General features: G+C 70.6%; 18 protein-coding genes and 1 tRNA gene. 7 read left to right on the top strand and 12 right to left on the bottom strand.

Annotated features, from left to right (window positions below):
• Positions 1 to 38 precede the first annotated feature (38 nt).
• The 7 genes from ACT53O_RS10095 to ACT53O_RS10065 all read right to left on the bottom strand — a co-directional run bounded on the left by ACT53O_RS10095 (position 39) and on the right by ACT53O_RS10065 (position 6,784).
• A complete protein-coding gene (locus ACT53O_RS10095; protein ID WP_476152199.1) occupies positions 39 to 1,628 on the bottom strand; it encodes a carboxylesterase/lipase family protein in 1,590 nt (529 codons plus the stop codon).
• 46 nt (positions 1,629 to 1,674) lie between these two features.
• Positions 1,675 to 2,349 (bottom strand): GAP family protein, encoded by a 675-nt coding sequence (locus tag ACT53O_RS10090; RefSeq protein ID WP_476152197.1) that lies wholly within the window; start codon positions 2,347 to 2,349, stop codon positions 1,675 to 1,677.
• A 57-nt stretch (positions 2,350 to 2,406) separates the two neighbouring features.
• Positions 2,407 to 4,149 carry a sensor histidine kinase gene (locus ACT53O_RS10085; protein WP_476152195.1) on the bottom strand — a complete coding sequence of 581 codons (1,743 nt, stop codon included), beginning with the start codon at positions 4,147 to 4,149 and terminating at the stop codon, positions 2,407 to 2,409.
• 10 nt (positions 4,150 to 4,159) lie between these two features.
• Positions 4,160 to 4,810: a response regulator gene (locus tag ACT53O_RS10080; RefSeq protein ID WP_112931055.1), complete on the bottom strand. Its 651-nt coding sequence runs from the start codon at positions 4,808 to 4,810 to the stop codon at positions 4,160 to 4,162.
• 73 nt (positions 4,811 to 4,883) lie between these two features.
• Positions 4,884 to 5,234 (bottom strand): histone-like nucleoid-structuring protein Lsr2, encoded by a 351-nt coding sequence (locus ACT53O_RS10075; protein ID WP_036318047.1) that lies wholly within the window; start codon positions 5,232 to 5,234, stop codon positions 4,884 to 4,886.
• A 29-nt stretch (positions 5,235 to 5,263) separates the two neighbouring features.
• Positions 5,264 to 6,112, bottom strand: a complete 849-nt coding sequence (locus ACT53O_RS10070; RefSeq protein WP_476152192.1) for a LuxR C-terminal-related transcriptional regulator — start codon at positions 6,110 to 6,112, stop codon at positions 5,264 to 5,266.
• A gap of 123 nt (positions 6,113 to 6,235) precedes the next feature.
• Complete coding sequence (locus tag ACT53O_RS10065; RefSeq protein WP_476152190.1) at positions 6,236 to 6,784, bottom strand: methylated-DNA--[protein]-cysteine S-methyltransferase; 549 nt, start codon at positions 6,782 to 6,784, stop codon at positions 6,236 to 6,238.
• A 209-nt stretch (positions 6,785 to 6,993) separates the two neighbouring features.
• Here ACT53O_RS10065 and ACT53O_RS10060 point away from each other — a divergent pair, with 209 nt between their 5' ends.
• A complete protein-coding gene (locus tag ACT53O_RS10060; RefSeq protein WP_476152188.1) occupies positions 6,994 to 10,686 on the top strand; it encodes an AAA family ATPase in 3,693 nt (1,230 codons plus the stop codon).
• A gap of 5 nt (positions 10,687 to 10,691) precedes the next feature.
• Positions 10,692 to 10,883, top strand: coding sequence for a hypothetical protein (locus tag ACT53O_RS10055; RefSeq protein WP_061682992.1), 192 nt, complete (start codon positions 10,692 to 10,694; stop codon positions 10,881 to 10,883).
• Positions 10,884 to 10,942: 59 nt separating this feature from the next.
• Here ACT53O_RS10055 and mscL read toward each other — a convergent pair whose 3' ends face one another.
• Genes mscL through ACT53O_RS10040 form a run of 3 tightly spaced genes read right to left on the bottom strand, consistent with a single transcriptional unit; the run spans position 10,943 to position 12,274 of the window.
• Entirely contained in the window at positions 10,943 to 11,359 is a 417-nt protein-coding gene (gene mscL, locus ACT53O_RS10050) for a large conductance mechanosensitive channel protein MscL (RefSeq protein ID WP_135949761.1), read from the bottom strand.
• 29 nt (positions 11,360 to 11,388) lie between these two features.
• Entirely contained in the window at positions 11,389 to 11,658 is a 270-nt protein-coding gene (locus ACT53O_RS10045) for an FmdB family zinc ribbon protein (protein ID WP_039412030.1), read from the bottom strand.
• A 19-nt stretch (positions 11,659 to 11,677) separates the two neighbouring features.
• Complete coding sequence (locus tag ACT53O_RS10040; RefSeq protein WP_016464579.1) at positions 11,678 to 12,274, bottom strand: 5-formyltetrahydrofolate cyclo-ligase; 597 nt, start codon at positions 12,272 to 12,274, stop codon at positions 11,678 to 11,680.
• A gap of 81 nt (positions 12,275 to 12,355) precedes the next feature.
• Here ACT53O_RS10040 and galU point away from each other — a divergent pair, with 81 nt between their 5' ends.
• The 3 genes from galU (at position 12,356) to ACT53O_RS10025 (ending at position 14,927) form a co-directional block, all read left to right on the top strand.
• Positions 12,356 to 13,234, top strand: a complete 879-nt coding sequence (galU, locus tag ACT53O_RS10035; protein ID WP_036316299.1) for a UTP--glucose-1-phosphate uridylyltransferase GalU — start codon at positions 12,356 to 12,358, stop codon at positions 13,232 to 13,234.
• Positions 13,235 to 13,268: 34 nt separating this feature from the next.
• Positions 13,269 to 13,898: a GNAT family N-acetyltransferase gene (locus ACT53O_RS10030; protein WP_036316303.1), complete on the top strand. Its 630-nt coding sequence runs from the start codon at positions 13,269 to 13,271 to the stop codon at positions 13,896 to 13,898.
• A 108-nt stretch (positions 13,899 to 14,006) separates the two neighbouring features.
• A complete protein-coding gene (locus ACT53O_RS10025; protein ID WP_476152184.1) occupies positions 14,007 to 14,927 on the top strand; it encodes a large exoprotein in 921 nt (306 codons plus the stop codon).
• Positions 14,928 to 14,955: 28 nt separating this feature from the next.
• Here the strand turns inward: ACT53O_RS10025 and ACT53O_RS10020 are convergent, their stop codons facing one another.
• Positions 14,956 to 16,155: an amidohydrolase family protein gene (locus ACT53O_RS10020; protein ID WP_476152182.1), complete on the bottom strand. Its 1,200-nt coding sequence runs from the start codon at positions 16,153 to 16,155 to the stop codon at positions 14,956 to 14,958.
• 60 nt (positions 16,156 to 16,215) lie between these two features.
• Here ACT53O_RS10020 and ACT53O_RS10015 point away from each other — a divergent pair.
• Positions 16,216 to 16,291: transfer RNA gene (locus ACT53O_RS10015), tRNA-Ala, on the top strand.
• Between the two features lie 59 nt (positions 16,292 to 16,350).
• Here the strand turns inward: ACT53O_RS10015 and ACT53O_RS10010 are convergent.
• Positions 16,351 to 16,494: a hypothetical protein gene (locus ACT53O_RS10010; RefSeq protein WP_476152180.1), complete on the bottom strand. Its 144-nt coding sequence runs from the start codon at positions 16,492 to 16,494 to the stop codon at positions 16,351 to 16,353.
• 81 nt (positions 16,495 to 16,575) lie between these two features.
• Between ACT53O_RS10010 and ACT53O_RS10005 the strand changes: the two genes are divergently transcribed.
• The gene (locus ACT53O_RS10005; RefSeq protein WP_476152178.1) at positions 16,576 to 17,718 is read left to right on the top strand and encodes an ABC transporter substrate-binding protein; all 1,143 of its coding nucleotides are present in this window, start codon (positions 16,576 to 16,578) and stop codon (positions 17,716 to 17,718) included.
• Positions 17,719 to 17,789 lie beyond the last annotated feature (71 nt).

Here is a 17,789-nt window from a genome sequence, read left to right as displayed (position 1 = left end):
GAGGAGCTCCTTCGAAAGCGTGTGACGGCCGCGTGGGTTCAGTGGAAGTCGAGGACCTGATCGCCCCACGCGGCACGCAGAGCGGCGTCCAGGTCGTCGACGACGGTGTCGTGGCGCTCGATGACCAGCGTCGCGCGGCCGTCGGCGGGATCGTAGGCCGGCCAGTGCGGGGCTGCGGTGACGCCGTCGGCGTCGGGTGTGCGCCCGTGCGCGAAGGCGGCCCACCGCTCCTGCATGCGGGCGGAGATCACCTCGCCGGCGCGCTTGCCGCCGAGACGGAACGTGGGGTCCTTGGGGCCGCTCGCGAAGACGCCCCAGAGGTAGGCCAGTTCGCTGCCGTGCGTCGCGCCGAGACCGATCAGTCGCAGGAAGGGTGTCGCGTGATCGAAGCGGTACAGCCACACCGGGGCCGCCGCGGCGTGCCCCTCGGCGATCCACACGGTGGGCATGCGGAAGCCGATGTCGCGGGCGACCCCGAGCCCCACCGCGTTCTTGCGCACGTTCTCGTACGCCGTCTGCACCTGGGCGACCGAGGGCAGCTCGACGGTGGGATTGTCGGCGGCCATGTCGGAGAACATCGCCATGATGCGCTCTTCGGTGATCGGGATGAGGGGCGACTTCATGAACTTGAACAGCGACGCCTCATCCTTGTTGGTGCCGATCATGAGGGGAACCGGCAGTCCGCGACCCTCGTGCAGCACCGTGGCCGGTGCCTCCGGCAGCAGGTCGCCGTCGACGATCGGCGCGAACGCCAGCGTGCCGGGCGCCTCGTCGGGCACCTGCGCGTACACCGTCATCCCGGCCGTCACGAGCTCGTCGGCGGATGCCGCGCGCAGCGCCGCGGCGGTGGACGCGGCATCCGTCTGGTCGATGCCGAGCTCACGCACAAAGCGCTCCGCGACATCGCGCGCGCGGTCGATGCCGTACATGCTGGAAGCGGGGGAGGACTGCGCGATCGCGCGGTGGAAGAGCCCCGCGGCCGACGGGGTCGCCAGCAGGGTCGTGACCAGTCCGCCGCCGGCGGACTCGCCGAACACGGTCACCCGGTCGGGGTCGCCGCCGAACGCGGCGATGTTCTCCTGCACCCAACGCAGGGCGAGCAGCACGTCCTTCAGCGCCAGGTTGCGATCGAAGCCGCCGTCGGGGAGAAGACCCGACAGATCGAGGAAGCCGAAAGCGGCCAGGCGATAGTTGATGGTCACCACGACCACGTCACCCCGCGTGACCAGCGAGGTCGCATCGTACGTGCGCTGGCTGGACGCCCCGAAGGTGTACGCGCCGCCGTGCAGCCACACCATCACCGGTCGTGCGCCCGCCGCGGCGTCGGCGTCGGGTGCCCAGACGTTGAGCATCAGGCAGTCCTCGTCGAGCACGGCGTCGTCGCCCAGGGCGATGGCGGGCGTGCGCACCTGGGGACAGGCCGGCCCGAACGCGGTGGCGTCGACCTCTCCGGTCGCGGCGGCTGCCGGCACCGGGTCGCGCCAGCGGCGCTCGCCGACCGGGGCTTCGGCGTAGCGGATGCCGCGCCACGAACGGACGTCGTTGCGGACGGCGCCGCGGAAGGTGCCCGCCGGGGCGGTGACGATGCAGGGGGTAAGGGTGTCAGGGGTCTGGGTGGTGTTCGACATGTGAGGTCCTTTCAGAACGACAGGCGGAGAAGGCGAGGTGGGGCGCTTAGGCGGCCAGGCGATGGATGACCTGTGCCAGCTCGTTCGCCGCGAGGATCGCGAACAGTACCGTCATCATGGCGGCGTTGTGCGTGATCAGCTGCGATTTCAGCGCCTGCAGGGCGGAGTGCACGCGGGCCGTGCCGGTCAGCTGGACGAGGGCCGGAACCACGAGCAGCACTGAACCGGCCAGCGCGATGGCAAGGCACAGCCCGACGGCGGCGAGCGGCGCGAGGTGCGCTTCGCCGATGAGCGCGCCGGCCTTGAGCTCGAGGGGGATGTTCTTGGTGTTGGTCGCCGCCATCACGAGTCCGAGGCCGGCGGCCGAGAGCGGGGTGACGCTGTCGATCGCCGCGAGCCACTTCGGTGCCGTCGCGGGCGTGCCGTCCTTCGGACGCGACATCCAGCTGGCGACGGCGAACACCGTGAAGCCGAGGGCGAGGACGATCGCCAGGATCAGTGAGACCGTCTGCGCTGCGGGGCCGCTCGATGCCGACGCGCGCGCCGCGCCGAGCGCGCCCAGCCCCGTGGCGGCGAACGCGACGAGCGTGTAGGCCGCGGTGTAGGCGGGAGCGCACGAGCGTCCACGCGGGGCGAGCACGATGGCCACGATCGCCACGATGGGCAGCGGGGACAGCAGCATGCCCACCGCGAGGGGAAGAAGGTTGTGCAGGTCGTTCACGTCGGTTCCGTTTCATCGCTGTCCCCGGGCCGGGTGTCCGGGGGTGCGATGACGACGTTATGACGGGGGTGTGGCCTGCTTTTCGTGATGTTCGGCTGACACGACAGCAGCGCCGGTCGGCAGCGCGAAGCTCGCCTCGAGCACCGTGTCGCGACCGTCCGTACGCAGCCGCGCGCCGAGGTCGCGCACGTGCGATGCCGGCCGCAGCTCGGCATCCGCCGCCGTTCGTCCTCGCGAGCGCACGCGCGCGCGCAGTCGGCTGCCCGCCCCCGTCGCGACGATATCGAGGGCCACGTCCGCGCGCTTCTCGTCGCTGTGCTTGACGGCGTTCAGCAGCCCCTCGGCGATGACGTCGTACACATCGCGGGCGAGCCGGGGATGCGCGTCGAGCGCGTCCAGCGCCCGCGGGTCGAGCGTCGTACGCAGCGCGATCACCCGCCCCCATGTCGCCAGCAGCGCCCGTAACGCCGCGGCATCGGCGCCGGGGTCGGCATCGGTATAGGTCGAAGCCAGACGATGTACGAGAGCGATCAAGTCGTCGCGCAGCGCGGCGGACTCGGCGGCGGACGGCTGCGGGTGGGTGAGCGCGAACTGCACGCACGCTCCCTGCCCGTCGCGGTGCAGCAGTTCGGCCGTGCGACGCAGGCCCTCCCTGACGGGGCCGATGCCCTCGCGGGACGCGCGCTGGGCGCGGGTGATCGTGCCCGAGAGTCGTCGCTGTTCTCGTCGCAGTCTCTGCACGGCGCCGGCGCACAGGCCGGCCGCGAGGGCGAAGGCGACGTAGTCGACGGCGGGCAGAAGCGTGATGAGACCGCGATGTCCGGAGATCGTCGTCAGCGCCGACAACGCCACTCCGCCGATCGCCGCTCCCAGGAGATAGACCGTGGCGGCGCGGCGGGCGCTGCGCGCGAACGCTCGGCGGCGCGCGACATGGTCGACAAGGCCGGTCACGGCGACGACGGCGCCGAGGCCCGCGATCAGTGCGCCGGGGCCTGTCGTCCGCAGCGCGTAGGGAAGTGTGCAGGCGATGTAGACGATCGCGACCGCACCGCGTGGCGGGAGACGGAAGGGGGGCAGCGTCAGGGAGTGGCGGCGGGTCGGGATGTCAGCGGTGGTGGCAGTCCCCTGCGGCGCCGCGCTCGTCGGCGCATCATCGGCCATCCGCTGCAGGCGGTGGCTCCACGTGCGGAAGTCCTCCGCACCGAGCGCGCGCACGCCGCCCGGCCCCGCCGCGGGATCCCATCGTTCGATCGCTCGGCCGAGAGCGGATGCCGCGGCATCCACCTCGCGGCGCGCATACCGGTCGATGACGACGGCGCGGTCGGGGGCGGCGGCCAACTCTGCCGCCACCTCGCGCAGCAGCGCGTTGGTGCGACGGAGTGTGTGCACGGCGTTCTCGAGCACGGCGATCATCGCGAGGACGACCGGCCAGACGACGACATTCGTCGCGAGACGAAACGGCAGTTGCGCCGCCGCAGGAACCGGCAGCGACCATAGCGCGGCCCATCCGTCCTGCACGAGCGGACGCAGTGCAGCGCACGCGACGACGCCGACGACCACCACCACGGCTCGCACGAGCGGGGCGGTCAGACGCCGCTCGAGCAGCGCGAGGGCCCCGAGTGCGAGGACGAAGCATGCCGTCGTGGCGAGCGTTGCCGGAACCAGCGCCGCGACATCCACGCCCGCGCCCACGGGCGCCATGATGGTCATCGACAACGGGAACGTCGCCGCGAGCGACCACGGGCTCAGAAACCGGCCGTCGGCCACGACACGGCCGATCGACGCGGAGAACCGTCTCACGCGCGAACCCTCACCGGGCGGGGCCGAACGCGGCGAGGTACATCGCCGCAGCGGCGACACGGGGGCTGACGGTCGGGTCGCCCGTGACGTCCAAACGGTCGAACAGGCGGCTGATCGAGCGTTCCACGGCGCGCACGCTGGACGCGGTCTCTTCCGCGATGCGCTCGTTCGACCAGCCGCGGGCGACCATCGCCAGGATCTCGAGCTGATGGCGCGTCAGGGCTCCGAGCCCGTCGCGTGCGTCGGGTGCGGGCGGCGTCGTCGCCGCCGGGGCCCGCCGCGTCGACAGTGCCTGCTCCAGCGCCGACACGAGGCCGTCCGCGGAGTCGAGGTCCTGCTTGGAGACGAAGACCGCGTGGGCGATGCCCATCGCCGTCGCGCCGGCCGCTGCGCGCGGATAACTGCTCAGGAAGACGATCGCCAGATGTGGTGCGAGCTCGGACAGCATGGCGGCCAGCTCGGCGCCGGAGGGGCGACTGCCGAGGTCGATGTCGGTGAGGAGCGCGTCGGGGTCGAACTCGGTGAACAGGCGCGTCGCCGTCGCCGCGTCCCCCGCGGCGGCCGTCTCGAACCCGTGACGCTCGAGCAGCTCGCACACGAGCATGCGCAGCGCGGCCTGGTCTTCGACCACGAGCACGCGACGGGTCCAGTCCGAGGCCACGAGATCACCCTAGCGCTCGCGCGGCTGGCGCCGTGATGGCGCCGACGAGCGTCGGCGTGGGTGCCGCGGGCCGTCAGTGCGCGGCGTCGTAGGCCTCGAGGACCGAGGCGGGGACGCGTCCGCGCTCCGACACCGTGAAACCGTTCTTGGCGGCCCACTCGCGGATGGGACCGTAATCGCGCTGCTGAGAGCGGCGCTGTCCGCGGGCGCCGGCGCGGCGCGGCGCGGCCGCGCGCGACGAGACGCTGCGCGCCGCGGCGACGTAGGGCGCGAGCGCGTCGCGAAGCGCGGCGGCGTTGTCGGTCGTGAGGTCGATCTCGTACGCGGTGCCGTCCAGCGAGAACAGGACGGTCTCACCGTCACCGACTTCGAGAACGGTGCCGTCCAGGTCATCGACGAGCTGGTGAACGATTTTGCGGGCCATGGGCAGAGCCTACTGATACCGACGGCTGATCAGGGGAGCAATCCCGCGCGTCGCGCCCGTGTCACCGCGGCGTGGCGCGTGCCCGTGTCGAGTTTGGCCATCGCCGACTGCAGATACGACTTGACGGTGCCCTCCCGCAAGCCGAGTGCGACAGCGATCTCGGCGTTGGTCTGGCCCAGTGCCGCGCACGCGAGCACATCGATCTCACGCGGCGACAGCTTCACGTCGAGCGTCTCCGTGCTCGCACCGTCGTCGCGGGTCAGATCGGCGAGGCGCTGTTCGATCTCGGCGAGACGGCGCCGGATGGCGGCATCGGGAACGTCGGCGGCGATGCGACGCAACTGTGCGTACGTGTCGCGCAGGTGCTCGCGCAGCACGGGGTCGACACCGGGCGTGGATGCCGGGGCGACGGCGAGCCGGCGCTGCACCTCTTCTCTGACGCGCAACTCCGTCGCCAGATCGCTCGCGACCTGGAGCGCCATGCGTGCGGTGGCCTCCCCGAAGGGCGACTGCGACCAGGAACCGCAGTAGAGGACGCCGCGTGCGCGCCCGGCGACGAGCACGGGCACAGCGAACAGCGTCGAGATCCCCTCGCCGAGGATCGCGCGATCGTAATCGTGGGTGATGTTGCGCGAGGACCGGTAGTCGAGAGCGAGTCGCGGGCGCCGCTCGACGAGGGCGCGTCCGCCGAGCCCGCGGCTGGCGTGCACGACCAGCCCTGACAGGTGGGGTGTGCGGTTGCCGACGATCGAGGTGACCTCGACCGCGTTCGCTCGCTCGAAACCGCCGAAGGCGACGGGAAGCCCCGTCCGTGTGGCCAGATCCTCGACGGCATGGGCCAGCAGATCCCTGTCAGTGAGCGGGGTCGGCGTCGCCATCTCGCCTCCCTGACATCGAGGGCGACGACCGCGTCACCCGTGGGCTCGAGAATATCACCGGCCGCTGTCACCGGCTCCGTCGGGCTCCCACTCGGCGCTGTGGGAGCCCGCGCCGCGACCGGCCTACACGGCGGCGGACCGAGGGAAGCCTTCGCGGGCGACGCGGGCTTCGAGATCGAGGAGAAACCGTTTGCGTTCGGGGTGTCCGCCGTACTCGCCGATGGACCCATCGGCGCGCACGACGCGATGCGCCGGGATCACGATCGAGATGGGGGTGCGGGCGCACGCCGATCCCGCCGCGCGGTGGGCTCCCGGGGAGCCGGCGAGGATGGCCAGCTCGCCGTACGACGCCGTCTCGCCGTAGGGGATCTCGTCCATCGCCTCGAGCGCGCGGCGCGCGAAACCATCGACTCCGCGCAGGTCGAGATCGAGAGTGAAGTGTCGACGCGTGCCCGCGAAGTATTCGTCGAGCTGGGCGGCCACGTCGGCGGTGGCCGCGGCATCTGGCACGATGGCGCTGTTGCGGCGAGCGCTGATCGCTTCGAGGTGGCGGTCGGCCGCGGTCAGCGACACGTCCAGCACGTCGAGGGCGACGAGGCCCCCATCGGCGACGACGATGAGGGCCTCGCCGATCGGTGTCGGGTGCACCGAGTATGCGGCGGTCGAGGTCATGACTCCATGATGCTCGCGCCGGTCGACATCGTCGCCGCGCGATCCCGTTCTGTGGAGGGGGGAGGCTCCGCCCTGGGTGGGGAGGAGGCTCGACGCGATGTCTCACCCGTCACACCAGCCCCAAAACCGCGAAAACCCGCCGCGCTAACCCGGAACGCCGCGATCGGGACTTTAGGGTGTCGAGTGTGTGGAGAGCAGACGATGGCGCCGTGCGAGGCGTGGACGACGCCGACCACGGTCACGCGGTGAGCCCGGCGGACCTCGACCTGTCCGAGCCGGGTGTCGTCGTGACCCACGTCGCCGCCGGCGAGCGTGCGCGCCTGCGCGAGGAGTCGGGGTGGCTCGGCGGCAGGTCCACACTGCTGCACTACACCGACGCCGGCGACGCAGGCATCGACATCACGAAAGCCCACCCCGGCAGCCTGCCCCAGTTCATCACCGGGCGCTCGACGCTGCTGTCCAACCTCTTCCGCGACGAGGTCGCCCTGCGCACGGCACGGTTGGCGGCCGAGCGCATCGCCGCGAAGGACGTCGAGATGCGCACGACGCGCGGCCTCGACACGGTGCATCTGGCGGTCGGCATCGCCGGCTGGCGTATCGGCGGTGTCGCCTACGCCGCCCCGGTGCTGCTGCGCCCGCTCGCCATTCGCCGTCACCATTCCGATTTCGACCTCAAACTGCACGGCACCTTCACGATCAATCCCGAGCTCGTCGTCGCTGCCCGCACTCACTTCGGTCTCGTGATCGACGGACGCGCGCTCGCCGAGCTCGCCTACGACGGCGGCGTCTTCAAGCCGCAGCCGGTCATCGACCACCTGCGGGCGCTCACCGCGCACGTCGACACCTTCACGGTGCAGCCGCGACTGGTCGTGTCGACGTTCGCCGATGCGGCCTCGCCGATGAGCCGCGATGCGGAGAGCCTCGACCACCCGATCCTCAACGCTCTCGCCGGTCATGAATCCGACCGTGAGGATCTGTCGATCGTCCGGGCGGTGGCTGCGCCCGTCAGCTCCGACGAGCGCCCGCCCGCCGCCGACCGGCTTCTGCTCGATGCGGATGCCGAGCAGGAGGCGGTGCTCGCGCGCATCGCCGCCGGACAGTCCCTCGCCGTGCACACGCTGCCGGGCACCGGCGGCACGCAGACCGTGATCAACGCGGTCGGCGAGCTCGTGCGCGCCGGCAAGCGGGTGCTGGTCGTCAGCGCGCGCCGCTCCACCCTCGAAGGCGTCCGCCACCGCCTCGCCGGCATCGGACTGCCCGGACTCGCCGTCTCGCCGCGCCACCTGCACCGCGATCTCATCCGCGCGATCACGCGCAATGAGAAGGCGGAGCAGCCCAAGGTGGCCGACGTCGACGACGCTCTGGTGCGCCTGCGCACCGTGCTGCGTGACTATCGCGATTCGCTCACCCAGCGGCATCCGCGCGTCGAGGTCTCCCCGCTCGAAGCGCTCCGCACGCTGGCCACGATCGCATCGATGACGCCGCAGCCGTCCGCGGCGACCCGATTCGACATCGCCACGCTGCAGTCACTCGGTACCCGCCGTGCCGAGGCGGCGCAGGCCCTGGCAACGGCGGCCCGGCTCGGTGAGTTCCGCTTCGGCCCCGACGATTCGCCGTGGTACGGCGTCGCCTTCGCCTCTACTCAAGAGGCCCGCGACACGCACGCGCTCGCCGGTCGGCTGCACCGCACCGAGGTGCCCGCGATGCTCGAGCGCGGTTACGAGCTCATCGCGCAGACGCGCATGCGTCCGTTCTCGACCCTCGCCGAACTCGGTGCCTACGTTCAGTTGCTGCAGGGCATTCGGGCCTCGCTCGACCGCTTCAGCACCACCGTCTTCGAGCGCCCGCTGGCAGAGCTGATCCAGGCGCACGCCCCGCGCCGCGACGCCCCCGCGATGACATCCCCGCAGCGCCGGCGCCTGAAGAACCTGTCGCGCGAATACGTGCGCCCGGGGATGCACATCACCGACATGCACGAGTCGCTGCTGCGGGTGCAGCAGCAGCGTGCGCAGTGGCAGCAGCTGGTCGATCCGGGCGTCATGCCCGAGATCCCCCTGGGCCTGGACGATGTCGCCACGGCGTGGCAGCGTGTGGCCGCCGACCTGGGGGCGCTCGACCGGGCACTGGGGCGAACCGAACCGCTCGCGTCCCTGCCGATTCCGTACCTGCTGCGCACTCTCGCCGGGTTGGCGGCGACCTCCGACGTCTTCGACAACCTGGTGGAACGTGCCACCCTGCGCGGCGAGCTGGCCGACATGGGACTGGAAGAGCTGCTCACCGAGCTGTCCGTCCGCCACGTTCCCGAAGAGCACGTCGCCGCCGAGTTCGAGTTCGCGTGGTGGCAGTCCGCTCTCGAAGCGATGCTGCGCTCGGACCGGGCGCTGCTGGGTGCGAACACTTCGGTCGTCGACCGGCTCGAACGCGATTACCGACTGGTCGACGAGGCGCACGCGGCCTCGGCGGGTCCGCTGCTGGCCGCGGAACTGGCGACGACGTGGAAGATCGCCGTCGTCGACGAGGCCGGCGAGGCTGCGACCCTGAAGCAGCTGCTGCGCAGCGGCGGAGCGTCTGCGACGGAGCTGGTCGCGGCCGCGCCGAAGCTCGTGCGCACGCTGGCCCCCGTGTGGCTCGCGTCGCCCTATGAAGTGCCCTCGATTCCCGAGTCGCCGCTGTTCGACGTGGTCATCGTCGCGGATGCCGCGGCGCTGTGCCTTGCCGAGGCGGCGCCCGCGCTGCGACGCGCGCGACAGGTGGTCGTCTTCGGCGACCCGGTGACGCAGCGACCCACGCCGTTCCGCGTGGGCGCCGGCCATGCGACGGCGGAGGACGAGCCCGATGTGCCGTTCGACGGTGTCAGCGTGTTCGAGCGGCTCACCGAACTCGTTCCGGTCGAGACGCTGACCCGCAGCTATCGCGCGGGCGGTGAGGACCTCGCCGAGCTCGTCAACGGCGCGTTCTACGAAGGTCGACTCGTCTCCCACCCCTGGGCGGGCTCGTACCTCGGGCGCGGGAGCCTCAGCGTCGACTACGTCGAAGGCGGCACCGGCGCACCCGATCCGATCACCGGCGCCGTCGAGAGTCCGGATGCCGAGGTCGCCCGCGTCGTCACTCTCGTGGTCGAGCACGCGGTCAACCGTCCCACCGAGACCCTCATGGTCGTCACGGCATCCGTGCGGCACGCCGAGCGCGTGCGCGCCGCCGTCGCCGCCGCGTTCGCGGGCCGATCCGACGTCGCCGAGTTCGTCGGCCGCGACACGGCCGAGCCGTTCGCGGTGCTCGGACTCGAGGAATCGGTGGCGGAGAGTCGCGACCGGGTCGTCTTCTCCCTCGGATTCGGGCTGACCAAGCACGGCCGGGTGCTGAGCGACTTCGGCGATCTGTCGGGTCCCGACGGAGAACGCCTCCTCACGGTCGGCATGACCCGCGCACGTCGCTCGATGGTCATCGTCTCGTCGATCCGTCCCTCGGCCTTCGACGAGGGACGCCTGGAGTCCGGTGCGGCGACGCTCATGTCGATCCTCGGCGGCATCGCCGCCCGCGCCCGTGAGTCCCGGCTCGAAGACCTCGCCGATCCGCTCACGCTGGCCCTCGCCGGTCACCTGCGCGCACTCGGCATCGCCGTGGACGTCAACTATCGGGGCCTCCTTCCCCTGGTCGCGCAGCACCGCGGCAAGGCGGTCGTCGTGGAGAGCGACGCCGACAGCATGGGGGAGACGCTGCGTGAGAGTCTGCGACTGCGCCCCCAGGTGCTGCGCCGTCTCGGATGGCACTACGTGCGCGTGCACGCCTTCGACCTGTACAGCGACCCGGCCGGGGTCGCGGGACGGATCGCGGCCATCCTCGGCGCCTCGCCCGAAACGCCGCGCGCCGAGACCGTGACCGAACCACTCGATCTGCGCTGATCCCCGTGGCAGACGAGAGCCGCCAGCGCGTCGAGCGCGTGCGCGGATCGCGCCGCGCGCGACTGACTCCGGCGCCGGGCACCGACCCCGCGCCCGAGGTTCCCGTCATCCGCGACGATGCCCCGCCCCTCACCGGGGACGGGGCATCGGGGCCGAACGATGAGCGCCTGCGGCGGGACGTGCCGCCGCACTACTAGGGGCGTTTCGACGCGCTGCGCTCGCTCAACGACCGGAAGAGCGACGAGTCGAAACGCGCTCAGCGCGCGGCGGCGTTCTTCTCCAGCAGGTCGCGGATCTGGATGAGCAGCTCCTGCTCGGTCGGCAGCTTCTCCTCTTTGTCTTCGGGGACGCCGGCCTTGGCGGCCTGACGCTCCTTCCACGCGTTCATCGGGAACACGAACACGAAGTAGACCACGATGGCCACCGCGAGGAAGCTGATGAGGGCGCTGACCAGGTCGCCGATCGGGAAGGTGACCGTTCCGCCCCAGACCGCGGGAACCGGGATGCCGGGAACACCGTTGTCGCCCGGCTTCCAGAACACCTCGATGAGCGGGGTGATGATGGACGCCACGATCGCGTTCACGACGGCGGTGAACGCGGCACCGATCACGACAGCGACCGCGAGGTCGATGACGTTGCCGCGCATGATGAAGTCTTTGAAGCCCTTGATCACGGTTCCTCCGATTCTCCGGCGTGCGCCGGTCACGACCCCGACGAAGCGGGCGAGGACTTCGCCTCGGACTTCGATGATGTCGAAGTCGATGCGCCGGCGCCAGCGCCCCCGCCGGAGGTGGACGAACGCGAGTCGGTGCGGTAGAAGCCGGAACCGTTGAAGGTGACCCCGACGGATCCGTACTGTTTGCGCAGCGCACCGCCGCACTCGGGACACTGCGTCAATGCGGCATCCGAGAAGGACTGCACGGCGTCGAAGCGGTGTCCGCACTGCGTGCAGGCATAGGCGTAGGTGGGCATGGTCTCCTCCGGGAAGGGCTCAGCGTTGCGGCGACGCGAGGTCGACGGTGCGGGTGGGGGTCACGACACCGGTGACCGGCTGGTCATGGAGGTCGCGGGGAACCTCGTCCAGCAGTTCGGTGTCGAAGACGACGGCATAGACGGGCGGGCAGTGCTGCATCGAACCGAGGGTCTTGTCGAAGTAGCCCCGTCCCCATCCCAGACGCATGCCGGAACGGTCGACGGCAGCGGCGGGGATCACGAGCAGATCGACATCGTTGACGGCCAGCGGACTCAGCACCTCGCCGACCGGTTCGGGCATGCCGAACAGGCCCTCCGCAATGTCGGCGCCGGGTTCGGCGACCACCCAGTCCAGCAGTCCGTCGGCGCGAGTGATCGGCAGCAGCACCCGGATGCCGCGCGCGACGGCGTCGGCGACGAACTCGTGCGTGCCCGGCTCGGTCGGAGCAGAAAGGAAGCAGGAGATCGAGCGTGCGCCGGTGCGGGCGATCAGCGCGTCGAGCTGAGTCTTGACGCCGGCGGCGTCGGCGGAGCGCATCGCTTCGGAACGCTGCTGACGGCGCTCGCGGAGGTCGGCGCGCAGTGCGCGTTTCGCATCGTCGATGCCGTCGGTCATGGTCCGATTGTAGGCGGCGCACCGACATGCACGACCGCGACGGTCACGGGCGCGGTGGTGCGCGCCGGTAGGGTGTGGGTCATGTCAGCTCCTGCGATCAAGGCCGTCATTCCCGCTGCGGGTCTCGGCACGAGGTTCCTTCCCGCCACCAAGGCGATGCCGAAGGAGATGCTGCCCGTCGTCGACAAGCCGGCCATCCAGTACGTCGTCGAAGAGGCGGTGGCGGCCGGTATCGATGACGTGCTGATCATCCTGGGCCGCAACAAGAACAACATCTCGAACCACTTCGACTCCGTGCCCGAGCTCGAGTCGAACCTGCTCACCAAGGGTGCGCACGACAAGCTTCTCAGTGTGCAGCGCTCGACGGAGCTCGCCGATATCCACTTCGTCCGCCAGGGCGAGCCGAAGGGTCTCGGCCACGCCGTGCTGCGCGCCCGTCACCACGTCGGAGACGCGACCTTCGCGGTCATGCTCGGCGATGACCTGATCGACGAGCGCGACGAGCTGCTGTCGAAGATGCTGGCGGAGAACGCGGCGTCCGGCCTCACGGTCATCGCCCTCATGGAGGTCGACCCCGACCACATCCACCTGTACGGGGCCGCCGCCGTCGAGCCCACCGACGATCCCGATGTGGTCCGCGTCACGGGCCTCGTCGAGAAGCCGAAGAAGGAGGATGCCCCCTCCAACTACGCCGTCATCGGTCGGTACGTCCTCACACCGGGCGTGTTCGACATCCTCGAGCGCACCGAGCCGGGCAAGGGCGGCGAGATCCAGCTCACCGACGCCCTCCAGGAGCTGGCCGTCACCGACGGCGTGTTGGGCGTCGTGTTCCGCGGTCGCCGCTACGACACCGGCGATAGGGTGGACTACATCAAGGCCATCGTGCAGCTGGCCGCCGACCGCGACGATCTCGGTCCGGAGCTGCGGCCCTGGTTGAAGGACTTTGCGGAGAAGCTCTGACGCTGATCCTGAGCGGCCGAGGTGAGGGGTGCCGATGGAGTTGACGGCTCCCCGTGAGCACGGTCCGATCGCGATCCGACTCATCAAGCAGCGCGATGCGCGCGTGCTGCAGTCGGAGTTGATGAGCAACCGTTCGTGGCTGCGGCCGTGGGAGGCGACCAGCCCCGACGGTCCCGTCTCGTTCGATATGCGCCTCGGCATCCGTCGCCTGCTGCAGCAGTACCGCGACGGTGGCGGCGTGCCTTTCGTGATGGAGTACGACGGCGAGCTCGCCGGACAGCTGAACGTCTGGGGAATCGCCCGCGGGTCGCTGTCGTCGGCGACGATCGGGTACTGGGTGAGCGAGCGGTTCGCCGGCCGGGGCATCACGCCGACCGCGGTCGCCCTGGCGACCGACGTGTGCTTCCGTGAGCTCGGGCTGCACCGCATGGAGATCTGCATCCGTCCGGAGAATCGGGCGAGTCTGCGGGTCGTCGAGAAGCTGGGCTTCCGTTACGAGGGGCTGCGGCGGCGATTCATCCATATCGCGGGCGATTGGCGCGACCACTACGCGTTCGCGCTGGTGCGCGAGGAGGTTCCCGAAGGCGTGCTGCAGCGGTGGTTGCAGGGTCGCGCGCCCGAGAGTGCGGCGACCGTGCCGCTCACCGACCGCCCCGCCGGCTGACCCGTCGCAGCGCGGCAGGAGGCCGCGAAACCTTCAGGTTCGACATGAAGGTCAGACACGCGGTCGGATGTCGCCCGATCGCGTCGCCTCGGCCCTACCGTGGGGGACATGGGTGGACAGGTTCTCGGCGGCGGCGTGGTCGTCCTCGTCGCCGTGGCGCTGTGGATGATCTACCTTCTGCCGTCGTGGCACGGCCGACACCAGTTCAATGCCGCTGAGCGCAACGCGGTGCGGTTGAATCAGGCGCTGCGTGTACTCGCCGAGACCAGTGAGACCCCGCAGGAAGTGCGGCTCGAGCTCAACGCGCGCACGGCGATGGCCCAGCAGCGACTGGCCCGTCAGGCCCAGACAGAGCGCGAGCAGGCCGAGCTCGCCCGCGTACGCGCCGAGCTCGAAGTCACCAAACTGCAGGCGCGCGCCGAGGCCGCGGCCGCCCGCGAGGCCGCCGCGCGTGCGGCCGCTCGCGAGCGCGCGCGTCCCGAGATCCGTCGTGCCCAGGCTCGTCGGCGGGCACGCCTCGTCGTCACTCTCGTCGCCGTCGCCGCTCTCGCGCTGGGCGCGTGGGGCGGCGTCCAGCTGGCCACGACCGGCGCGCAGCTGATGCTCTGGCTGGCCGGGGTGCTGTTCGTGAGCTGCGCCCTGCTGCTGCAGCGGATGTCGCGCGTGCAGCGTCGCGTGGTCGTCCGCGAGGCGGTCGCGCCGATCGAACGCGTCGCAGCCGACGTGCAGGACGTGGCTCTGGAAGCCGAGCGCAGCTCGTGGGTGCCGCGAGAGCTTCCGCGGCCGCTCACCGTGTCGGCCGGCTCACGTGCCGCCGCGGTGCTCGACGAGGCCGACGCCCGCGAAGCGCTGCGTCGCGGCGCCGTCGAGGAAGCGATGCGCGCGCGTGCCGAGCGTCGGCGTCCCGTCACGCTGCAGCCGCGGCCCGCGGCCCACGACGACGAGCTCGTCGGCGGAGCGGCCGCGGGCGACGCCGCCATCGAGGCCCATGTGCGCCGCCTGCTGGAGCGCCGCGCCTCCGGTCAGTAGCACCGGCTGATGACACCGACCGGTCGGCTCAGCCGACCAGGAGGCGTCCGCGGCCGATGACGACCTCGCGTCGCGGCGTGCGAACGAGGGCGTCCATGGCGTTCTCGGCATCCACGAGCACGATGTCGGCGCGGTCTCCTGCCTGCAGTCGATTCGTCGGCAGGCCTGCGAAGGGGGCGGAGCCGCCGGTCGCGATCTCGACGACACGGCGGAGGTCGTCGTCGTGCACGATGCTCGACGCGCGCGCGTACTGCCAGGCGATACCGAGGAGGTCTCCGGTGCCGTAGGGGCTCCACAGGTCACGGATGCCGTCGGTGCCGAACCCGAAGGCGACACCGGCCGCATCGAGCTCGTGCAACGGGAGCTGGGGGAGCCGGAGCGGCGCGACGGTGGTCATCGTGACGCCGAGTGCGGCCATCTGCGCGAGGAGGTCGCGGCGTCGGAAGCCGTCGAGCTGAGCGACCGCGAAGCCGTGTGCGACGTTGACACGGCCGTGCAGCCCCAACCGCTCGACGCGCTCCAGGATGAGCTCGATCTGAAAGGCCCCCAGCTCGGCGGGGTCGTGCAGGTGGATGTCGACGCCGACGCCATGGTCGGCCGACAGTGCGAGCAGGGCGTCGATCTGTCCGACGGGATCGCGGTCGATCGTGGCCGGGTCGAGCCCGCCGATATGCTCGACGCCTTCGCGCGCGGCGCGGTCGAGGAGGGCGAGCACGCCGGGGCGGCGCAGCACCCCGTCTTGCGGGAACGCCACGATCTCGACGGCCAGGGCACCGTCGTAGCCGGCGACGGCCTCACGCACGGCCTCGATGCCGCGCAGTTCGAGCCCCAGATCGACGTCGACGTGCGTGCGGATCGCGGTGGTGCCGTGGGTCACGAACTGCTCGAGGACGTTGCCGGTGATCTCTGCCGACGGTATCCCGATCTCGTCGCGGTGGGCCCGCTCGTGACGGATGCGGCCCTCGGTCGTCCCCTCACCGCCGTAGGACTGCCATGGCAGTCCCCACCACGACTTGTCGATATGCGCGTGCGCGTTGACGAGACCGGGCAGGGCGAGCAGTCCGCGTCCATTGACGACGTTCCCGGCGGTGTCCACGGCGGTGTCGTCGGACGTCGGCGTGACCGCGCCGATCATCCCGCCGGCGATACGGAGATCGACCGCGTCGCTCGGGTGCGACCACAGCCGGACGTTGCGAACGACATCGATGTCAGCAGGGGTGGGGCTCATGCCTCCATCCTGCCGGTGCAAGCGGGGTCCGAGACGCGTGATAATGTTGAGGACATACAAGGGCCTATGGCGCAGTTGGTAGCGCGCCTCGTTCGCATCGAGGAGGTCAGGAGTTCGAATCTCCTTAGGTCCACCACAGACGGCGTCTCTCCCGCAGGAGAGGCGCCGTTCCTCGTTGGCGGTCGCGTGCGGCTCTCAGAAGCCGAACCCCGCCGCGCCGGTGGTCAGGATCCGGGTGCCCTCGCCGATGACGCGGATCAGAATGAAGATTCCGGTGCCGGCGGCGATGAGGCCGACTGCTCCCACCCACCTGGGGCCGGACTGGCTGAACAGTAACACCCGTGAAACACCTCGACGCGATTCACGAAATGTAAAAGCTTTACGTTTGGGGCGTCCCGCGAACGAGATGGAGGTCTCACAGTGACGCACCCGACTCCGCGCGCCGCATCCGATACGGCGCACAGCTCCTCCCGCTCCACACGCTCCGCCCGCTTCACCCGTCGTACTCGCCTCACCACCGCCCTGGCAGCCGCGGTCACCGCAGCCGCCCTGCTCTCCGGCTGCGCGAGCACGCCGGCGGCATCCACCAGCTCCGCCGGAACCGCCGACTTCGGCACCGGCGGGGTCGCCCTCAGCTGGATCAAGAACTACGAGTTCGCCGGCTACTACTACGCCGACAAGAACGGCGACTACACCAGGAACGGCTTCTCGTCGGTCGACATCATCGCCGGCGGCGGCACCACGAACCCGTGGGACACCGTGCTGGCCGGCAACGCCACCATCGGCCTCGCCTCCGACCTCACCGGCATCACCGGCGCCATCCAGGGGGGTGCGCCGCTGAAGATCATCGGCGCCCAGTTCGTGAAGAGCCCGGTCGGTTTCGTGTCGCTCAAAGCCAACCCCATCGCCTCGGTCGCCGACCTCAAGGGCAAGAAGATCGGCGTCGACGCGGGTGGCAAGCTCGCGGTCGAGGCGGTGCTGGCGGCCAACAAGCTGCCCGCCGACACGGTGACCTTCGTCTCGGTTCCCAACGGCATCGATCCGCTCATGAAGGGCGATGTCGACGCCCTCGTCGGCTTCCTGACGAACTACCCGATCGCGGTGAAGCAGGCCGGCGGCGACGTCGTCACCCTCAGCTTCAGCGACGCCGGCTACGCCCAGTTCGGCGACGCCGTCGTCGTGAGCGATGACATGCTCACCAACCACCGCGACGAGGTCAAGGCGATGATGAAGTCCGTCATCGAAGGCTGGAATGCCGCCCTCGCCGCCGGTCCTCAGGGCATCGCCGACATCGCGATGGAGTACGGCGGAAAGGACAACGACCTCGACGCCAAACTCCAGCTGTCCAGTGCGACCGTGCTGCCGAGTTTCATGCTGACCAGCGACACCGTCAAGAACGGCATCTTCACGCTGACACCCGATCTGGTGACGCAGGCCGTCACCTCGCTCGGCGCCGCCGGCATCACCGCCGACGCGTCGCAGTTCGACACATCGCTGCTGAGCGAGCTGTACGCCGAGAACCCGGATCTCATCCCGGGCTTCAGCGTCCCCGCCGCCCCGTAGCGGTGACATCGACGGATGCCGGGGCGACCCGAACGCGCCCCGGCATCCGTCACTCAGTCCTTCCCCTTCCC

Source organism: Microbacterium sp. DMC48 (assembly GCF_056313825.1).
Note: the sequence above shows the minus strand (reverse complement) of the source record. Positions and strands in the feature narration are given on the sequence as shown.